Annotated in this window: 4 protein-coding genes; 2 read left to right on the forward strand and 2 right to left on the reverse strand. The window is 43.2% G+C overall.

Translation table 11 applies throughout. From position 1 onward, the window contains the following. The coding region (locus tag VLN09_RS00505; RefSeq protein ID WP_325243062.1) for a glycosyltransferase at positions 1–1,131 on the forward strand (1,131 nt) is incomplete at its 5' end. Positions 1,132–1,138: 7 nt separating this feature from the next. Here VLN09_RS00505 and VLN09_RS00510 read toward each other — a convergent pair. Both VLN09_RS00510 and VLN09_RS00515 read right to left on the reverse strand, forming a co-directional pair. Then, positions 1,139–1,483 carry an integrase core domain-containing protein gene (locus VLN09_RS00510; RefSeq protein WP_325243064.1) on the reverse strand — a complete coding sequence of 115 codons (345 nt, stop codon included), beginning with the start codon at positions 1,481–1,483 and terminating at the stop codon, positions 1,139–1,141. Between the two features lie 46 nt (positions 1,484–1,529). Then, positions 1,530–1,949 carry an IS3 family transposase gene (locus VLN09_RS00515; protein WP_325243068.1) on the reverse strand — a complete coding sequence of 140 codons (420 nt, stop codon included), beginning with the start codon at positions 1,947–1,949 and terminating at the stop codon, positions 1,530–1,532. Positions 1,950–2,225: 276 nt separating this feature from the next. Here VLN09_RS00515 and VLN09_RS00520 point away from each other — a divergent pair, with 276 nt between their 5' ends. Then, the gene (locus tag VLN09_RS00520) at positions 2,226–2,450 is read left to right on the forward strand and encodes an agmatine deiminase family protein (RefSeq protein ID WP_325243066.1); all 225 of its coding nucleotides are present in this window, start codon (positions 2,226–2,228) and stop codon (positions 2,448–2,450) included. Positions 2,451–2,597 lie beyond the last annotated feature (147 nt).

The following is a 2,597-nucleotide window of genomic DNA, read 5'->3' on the forward strand; positions in this document are numbered from 1 at the left end:
GATTTGGTCAGACGCCTAAAGCGTGATGGCAGTCACTATCATCAGCTATATATGAATAAAAAGTCTTGGCTGTCATTGTTACAGGTTGCGCCACTTCGACGTTTGATTGAAAAATATAATCCTGATGTCATTCATGTGCATTCTCGCACGCCTGCATGGATACTACATTTAGCGCTACGCCATGCACGAGTAAAACGTCGACCAAAACTGGTTTCGACCATGTATGGTTTTTACCCAATCAATAAATACTCACAAGCTCTGCTCGACGTCGATACCATTATTACTGTGTCTGATAGTGTGACCGATTATCTCAAAAAAGGGCTGCGCCGCGAGGAACTCGACCCTCGCGTGATTAAGCGTATCTACCGCGGCGTTGATACGCGCCGCTATCCTTATCGGCACAACCCATCGGTATATTGGCTGCGTCATACCTTTGCTGAATATCCTGAGCTTGAAAATAAAAAATGGCTGGTATTTCCAACCATCATTGGTAAGGAGTATGGACAAGAATGGCTGATTGATATCTTGGGCAATCTGAAAGAGCAATTCCCCAATATTCATGCCATTATTATGGATGAAGATTACCGAGCAGGCGATGTTGCGCATGAGGATTTTCGTCAACGCAGCAATACCTTAGGGCTTGCCGATCACATCACCTATGTGGGTAGTAAGCGTAATGATATGCGCGAATGGTTATCAGCGGCAAATATCGTCATGGCACTTGCCAATCAACCCGAGTCTATCGGTATCAATGCCTTACAGGCCATTCATCTGGGTACACCGGTCATTGGCTGGGATCAAGCGGCATTTAGTGAAATCCTGCGGCCACTGTATCCGCAAGGTTTGGTCAAAAAATACAATGCCAATGCGCTGTGTAAAGCGGTACGTAATCAACTAGAAAGCGTGACTCGTCCTGAGATGACCAACAAATTTACCATACGTGAAATGATTGATGAGACGTTAGCCGTCTATCAAAATCTACATGAACTGGCATTAGCAGAAGAACAAGCAGCAGCTGATGCTTTAGCAGTAAAAAGATACAAAAAGGGCTTTGGCCCTCTTACTAAACCTACCCTAAATAAGCAAACAGTGAATAAAGTAAGGTTGGTCAAGGACAAGCCCAAAGTGTAGTGGTCAACTAATTTAGAACAGCTGATAAGAGATTTTGATTAAAGTAACGTTTCTCTTTTTCTGCTGGAGGCAAATAATCATTAAAACTATGTGGTCTCAAGTTTTGATAATAGCCCCAGATATAATTAATAATGGCGCTTTTAGTCTCAGCAATATTCTCATAACCGCCCTTTGGCATCCATTCAGTTTTAAAGCTTCTAAAGAAGCGCTCAGTGGGTGCGTTGTCCCAACAGTTTCCACGACGGCTCATACTTTGTATCATGCCGTCACAACTAGCCACAGATTCAACAAACTTCTTGCTGGTGTAATGGGTACCCTGATCGGAATGAAACAGCACATCATTTGGTTTCATGTGGGTATGGTACGCCATCTACAGCGCTTTAGCGGTCAGCATACTGTTAGGGGAGTCTGATACGGCAAAGCCCACCACATGCCGAGCATATAAGTCTAAAACAACAGCTAAATAACCAGCCACCTTTGATACGAATATAAGTCACATTACCCGTCCAGACTTGATTGGGCGCCGTTGGGCTAAAGTTTCTATTTAAGATATTGTTATGCGTTTTATGCGCGTCATCAGCATACTTGTATTTATGCGTCTTTAACTGGCAGCTTTTAAGGCCCATCTGCGCCATGAGCTTACCTGCCATATAGCGAGTCAGCTTGATGTTATGTTTATTTATTAATATGGCAACGATGCTACGAGCACCTGCTGACTGCTTGGATTGGTTAAATATTTGATGGATTAATGCCTTGTGTTTAATAGTTTTAAGACTGATGGGCTTTGGCTGAATTCCATAGTAATAACGACTCTTCATCACGCCAAACAGCTTGCACAGAAGACTTTTACTGACCGTTTATCTTGCTCTGCAAGCTGCCTGATCAGCGGTATCCGTTCCGTTCAGACTGTCTAATGCCAGCAGAGCTGAAGCCTCACTCGAGCATAGCTCTTGTCTTGCGTCGGAACGAAGCAGTGCTTCGTTTTATCCCTCCTCATTTAAAATATCGCGCTCCATCCTCAAGCGCTTATTCTCTTTACGCAGTTCTTGGAGCTCTCGCTGCTCATCCGTTAAGGTGTTACCAGTTTTAGGTGCTTGGTTCTTGCCGATACTGACTTAGCCATTTCTGCCAACTTTTTGATCTGTAATGAGGCCATTATCGTACCTCAATATGATGATATAAATGATAGCTTAGCAATTGCACAGCTTGAAAAAGTCTTTCCTGACCATCAGGTAGTGGGAGTACAAACGAAAGAGATTGTCTTTGGCGGCGGTAATATTCATTGTATTACTCAGCAGCAGCCGAAGTTATCAGCATGAAAATATAAACACAAATGGATTTTGAACCCAAAGACATTTTAAACTAAAGGAAATAGCTATGAGCGATTATCAAGTTAACAATCCAGCTACTGGCGAAGTGGAAGCAACCTACCCTACGGCAACCGAGCAAGATATCCAAAGAGTGAT

Origin of the sequence: Psychrobacter sp., assembly GCF_035469765.1 — a bacterium.
GTDB lineage: Bacteria > Pseudomonadota > Gammaproteobacteria > Pseudomonadales > Moraxellaceae > Psychrobacter.

Excerpts from the sequence above, each read along its gene's own strand:
- VLN09_RS00510 (WP_325243064.1), bottom strand. The coding sequence starts at position 1,483 with ATGAAACCAAATGATGTGCTGTTTCATTCCGATCAGGGTACCCATTAC.
- VLN09_RS00515 (WP_325243068.1), bottom strand. The coding sequence starts at position 1,949 with ATGAAGAGTCGTTATTACTATGGAATTCAGCCAAAGCCCATCAGTCTT.